This is a genomic window from Candidatus Glassbacteria bacterium (assembly GCA_019456185.1).
Taxonomy (GTDB): Bacteria; Gemmatimonadota; Glassbacteria; order GWA2-58-10; family GWA2-58-10; genus JAJRTS01.
The window spans coordinates 1-4918 of record VRUH01000105.1 but is presented as its reverse complement, the minus strand read 5'-3'; the positions used below and the strand labels follow the sequence as shown (position 1 = coordinate 4918).

Sequence of the window (4918 nt, the reverse complement as noted above, 5' to 3'; positions counted from 1 at the left end):
GTAGTCGCGGCCGGACCACTCCACCGCTTCGACTCCGTTACGGGCGCAGATTTCCACGACAGTTTCCACGCTGTCGTTGGGAAACGACATGCTGCACAGACCCATCGCGTTCACCGCATCGCTCCTTGCCATCAGTAGTACTCGTAAGCCCCGGCGTCGCGTCCCTTGCCGGCGGGACGTTTTTTACCGTCTTTATCCACGTCGGGCAGTTCGGCCAGTTTGTTAAGCACCCAGTCGAACCCGCCGATTTTCCGCAGCTTGCTTTTGATCTCGTCCAGGCTCATCGCCGCGCCGATTGCGGGCGAGCCCTTGAGCAACCGCAGGTCTCCGTAGGCGGGATTGGCGAATATCGGCTCGGAGATCAGCGTATGGGCGTCGTTGCCGGAAAGCCGGCGCCAGGCGTCGAAACCGATCCGTCGCTCGCCGGTGCGCTCGATAATCTCACTGCGGTCGACTCCCCAGATGACGTTGTTGTCGCTGATAATCGAGCTCAGGTGCTCGCTGTTGACCTCGATAGCGCCGCGGCCGCCGCCGGAGACGAAGATGTTGTTGGCGATCAGCACTTTCTCGCTGGTGGGCATGATATTCACACCCGTACGGCCCCTGTTTTTTTCGTAGACAACCGTGTTGTGCATGATCAGCGCCCGCTTGGAACCCTGCTCGAAAGAGCCGGCGTCCTGGTAGAAAGTGATCCCGCCGGCCAGATTGTTCCACAGCACGTTGTTGCGCACGATCACGTCCTGAACGTGGGTCATGTTGATCCCCGCGCCGCCCAGGGTGGCCCCGTTGGCGTGGCAGAGGTTGCCCTCGATAATCCCGAACGACTCGACTCCGTCGCCGCCGTACTCCGGATCGCCGTTCATGTGCAGGCCGCAGCCTGAATTATGGTGAAGATAATTGTTTCGGAAGACAAAATTATCGCCGCTGTTGGAGTGGTAGATCCCGTGCTCCACCTGGCTGCCGAAACACTCGTTGTTCTCCATGATCCAGTCGGAGGCGTGGTCGGTGAAAATACCCCACTTACCGTTATTATATGCCACACAATTACGCACGGTAAAAAATTTGCTGTGGCTGATCACGATTCCGCCGCGGGCTGCGCGGGTCACGTTGAGTCCGTCGAGGATAACGTGGCTGCAGTCGTTGAGCGTCAGGCCGTCGCGGTCACTGCCGCTGCCGATGATGATCGCATAGCGGCTCTCGCCCTTGATCACCAGCGGGGCCTCGGCCGTGCAGCCACGGCGCACGTGAACGCCGCCCTGGTAGAACCCGTTACGGATAATCAGGGTGTCGCCGCCCCACAAGTGGTTGACAGCCCTGCGCAGGGTCTTGAACACAGCCCCGTGGACCGCCTCGGCGTCGTCATCACCGCCGGGAGCCAGATAAAATGTGCGGGCCTGGGCTGCGGAGACAGTCAGCAACAGGGAGGCAACCGCCGAAAAGGCGAACAGTGCGCGGACAGACTTGAGCATCCTGGATTCCTCCGGCTCTCGGGTTAAGCATGCGTGCATATCGCGGCGACAGGAAATTATCGGAAAACAGCCCGGCGGGCCGGTAAATTGCTTTCCATGGACTATTCCTTTCTTAATGGACCGATACCTGCGCCCCGCGGACTTTTAGTTCCGCGGTTTCACCGTCTCGTCCAGCGGGATGCCCAACCGCTGGTAGCGCTCGCCGCGACTGGCCTCGTCTTCGACCATGATCCCCCTGGCCAGCCGGCCCACTTCCAGGGCCACTTCGCGCGGCACCACGATCACTCCGTCGCCGTCGCCCACGATCACGTCACCCGGATAGACCAGCACGCCTCCGCAATTGACCGGGAAATTGTAGCTCTCGGCAATCAGACGGCCCGGACGCACGCCGCGCCCGCTGAGAGCGTTCTGGCAGTAAACCGGGATCGCCTTGGTCATGACAATCTCATCGGTGTCGCGCGCCCACCCGTTGGTCACCACTCCGGCGATTCCTTTTTCGGCGTAGCCCAGGCTGTTGTTCGAGCCGATAAAGCCCACCTCGAACACCCCGTTGGCGTCGATCACCGCCACGTCGTTCTCACGGGCCGCTCTGGTCCAGGCATCCGGAGCGCGGGAGTACTGTTCGTCCTTGAAGCGGAGAAACCCCTCCAGGCCGGAAAACGAGTTCTGGCCCGAACGCACGTCGCTGGGCACGTGACGGACCGTGACCGCGAAGCCGACAAAGCGGTGGCTGAAATCCTCCACATCGCGCCACAGACTGCGGATAGTGTTCTCCATCAGGCCCATATCCTGCAGGCCCACCAGGTCCATCCCGTCGTTTACGTCGGTCACGCGCAGGTCCTTGTAGAGTTCCAGGATTTCCGCCCTGGCGCGCTCGCTGTCATCGAAACTCTTGTTCTCCAGCAGGCGTACTCCCTGCGGGGTGGTGGTCTGCTGGGCCGTGGCGAATGCGGCGGACAGCAGCAGGCAGAGAACTGGCAGAAAACAGACAGGCTTGCGCATGGCTCCCTCCGGGATGGAATGAATGCCTGGAAAGCGATAATCCGGCGGCCGTGATTAATCCGGCCGCCGGCTTTTGACTTACTGCGGAAAAGGATTACATATCCGCGATAAAGATCGGCTTGTTGGTTTTCCACTTGCCGCGGGTGAAATCCGGGACCGCCACCGGCTTGCCGCCGCCGGCCACCGACTCCTCGCTCAGCGGGCTGACCACGCTCCAGGCCGCTGCGTCGTAGACATCGAAATCAGGGTAGCGGCCCTTGTGGAACGACTCGATAAAGCGGTAGTTCATCAGGAAATCCATCCCGCCGTGGCCGCCGCCGATAGCCTCCTCGCCGAGCAGTTTCCACAGCGGGTGCCGGTAGTCGGCCATGTACTCCGAGAACGGTCCGTCACGTGCCCAGCGCGGCTGCCAGGTGTGCGGCTCGCTGCGGTGCTCGAGATAGATCCGGTCCGGGTAACCCTCGAAAATCCCCTTGGTGCCCTGGATCACATTCTTGCGGCTGTAAGGGCGCGGCAGGTTGCAGTCGTGGACCAACAGGATCGTGATCCCGCTCTTGGTGCGGATCAGGCTGCTGTTGACATCGCCGCACTTGTACTGGATTTTCGCCCGCGGATCGCTCTCGCCGAACTCGTTGATCGCATACTGGTTGAGTCCGCCGGTGCGGCTGCTCATCGAGATCATGTAATCGAACTGGTCGCCGCGGTTGATATTGGAGTATTCGCTCACCGGGCCAAGTCCGTGGGTGGGGTACAGGTTGCCATTGCGTTTGACCGTATGCGGAGTGCGCCACGGGCCCTCGCCTTTATCGGAGAACTTGAGCCCGCGGAGGTCGTGGAGGTAGCCGCATTCGGCGTTGACCAGGGTGCCCAGCAGGCCCTGGCGGCAGATATTCAGCACGGTCAGCTCGGGCTCGCCGTAGCAGGCGTTCTCCATCATCACGCAGTGCAGGCCGGTTTTTTCGCTGACCTCCACCAGCTGCCAGCACTCATCCACAGTCACCGCCGCGGGAACCTCGACATAGGCGTGCTTGCCGTTGTTCATCGCCTCCACGGCCATCGGTACGTGCAGCTCCCACGGGGTAGCGATATAGACCACATCCACATCGGCCTGCTGACACAGAGCCTTGTAGGCTTCTGGACCGTCGGAGTAACCTTTCGGCTTGGGCTGCCCGGCCTCGACCGTCAACTTCTGGACATTCTCGACCTTCCCGGGGACCAGGTCGCAGGCTGCTGTCAGCGTGGCGCCATCCAGCCTTAGCACGTTGCGGACATGGCTGGTGCCCCGTCCGCCCACGCCGATAATTCCAATCCTGACATGATCCAGCCTGGGGGCCGGGATCATCGATGGCGGCGCCGTGAGTGGAGCGGCGTTCGCTTTCGAGCCTGCCGCCGCGCCCAGGGCCAGCGCGGCGGCGGCGGTTACACCATGCTTAAAAAAATCTCTCCTGTCAAAATCCTGCGCCATTGTACACTCCTCGCTTTTTGGTTGGCGTGCGTGAGATTAATGAACTACCCCGCGGCATAGCCGCGAGGTATCTGATTTAAATCTGCCTGAATCCCATGTTCAACCCGCTGAAGAAACTTAAAGTATTTTTCAAATCTTTCTTTCTGCTTTTGTTTCGGCAAAAGCAGCAAAACCATTGGGGGCCGCGAACTCGCATCCACTTTATCTCTTTTGTTGGCTCAGGAGTGTAACCGGTAAAATACTCCGCTCCTCCGTGCCGGGTACGCTGAAAGCGAATCGCACTCCCGGCCCTGTCGCTCCTGCTGCCTCCACTGGGATACGACTCTTCTTCACGCTACCCTTTTGCTGGCTCAAACATGCGCGGCCCCCGGAAAAACCCCATCACCCGGAGTCTCAGGCTGTGTTCCAGCCAAAGGTTGGTTCTCACCGGGGCGAACCTTGTGTTCGCTCGGTGCCCGCCCCCGCCCAAGTACCACCCCACGGCAAGCCGCGAGGAATCCTTTTCGATTTAGCTCCATGCGCGTTGAGTAAGTGTCGTTGTTAACTGTAAAAATATTCAGTGCAGTAGTCCCGTGCCAGTAGTTCGCATCACCAGGGTGCGGCCATCCAGGTCCAGATAGATCGCGCCGCGGTCGATCCGGGCGCGGACCCGGCCCACCGGCGGGTCCCAGGCATTGGGATCGGCCGGGGAATCGGTGACCTCGATCACGGTCAGGTACAGGTGGTCCTGTCCCGGAGAGGAATCGGTGATCTCGAACCGTCCCACGCCCATGCCGTCCACCGTTTCGTACTTGCCCCGGGGCATTATCCTGCGTCCACCGACCTCGAAACTGTCGATCCAGGTCACGACCGGGTTTTCCGGCAGCAGGACAGTGGCGATTGCCCGGCCGCCCTCGCGCTCCACCGTGAACCGCCGTCCGTCCATCCCTCTTTCCGGGTAGGTGGCGCAATGCCAGAGCACGCGCGGCACCAGCTCGGGACG

3 protein-coding genes are annotated in these 4918 nt (G+C 61.0%); all 3 read right to left on the bottom strand.

Annotated elements, in window-relative coordinates:
* Nucleotides 1-131 precede the first annotated feature (131 nt).
* The 3 genes from FVQ81_18035 to FVQ81_18025 all read right to left on the bottom strand — a co-directional run bounded on the left by FVQ81_18035 (nucleotide 132) and on the right by FVQ81_18025 (nucleotide 3936).
* On the bottom strand, nucleotides 132-1508 hold the full coding sequence (locus FVQ81_18035) for a hypothetical protein (protein ID MBW7998432.1): 1377 nt from the start codon (nucleotides 1506-1508) through the stop codon (nucleotides 132-134).
* 105 nt (nucleotides 1509-1613) lie between these two features.
* Nucleotides 1614-2471, bottom strand: a complete 858-nt coding sequence (locus FVQ81_18030) for an RraA family protein (protein MBW7998431.1) — start codon at nucleotides 2469-2471, stop codon at nucleotides 1614-1616.
* Between the two features lie 94 nt (nucleotides 2472-2565).
* Nucleotides 2566-3936: a hypothetical protein gene (locus tag FVQ81_18025; protein ID MBW7998430.1), complete on the bottom strand. Its 1371-nt coding sequence runs from the start codon at nucleotides 3934-3936 to the stop codon at nucleotides 2566-2568.
* Nucleotides 3937-4918 lie beyond the last annotated feature (982 nt).

Excerpts from the sequence above, each read along its gene's own strand:
- FVQ81_18035 (MBW7998432.1), bottom strand. The coding sequence starts at position 1,508 with ATGCACGCATGCTTAACCCGAGAGCCGGAGGAATCCAGGATGCTCAAG.
- FVQ81_18030 (MBW7998431.1), bottom strand. The coding sequence starts at position 2,471 with ATGCGCAAGCCTGTCTGTTTTCTGCCAGTTCTCTGCCTGCTGCTGTCC.
- FVQ81_18025 (MBW7998430.1), bottom strand. The coding sequence starts at position 3,936 with ATGGCGCAGGATTTTGACAGGAGAGATTTTTTTAAGCATGGTGTAACC.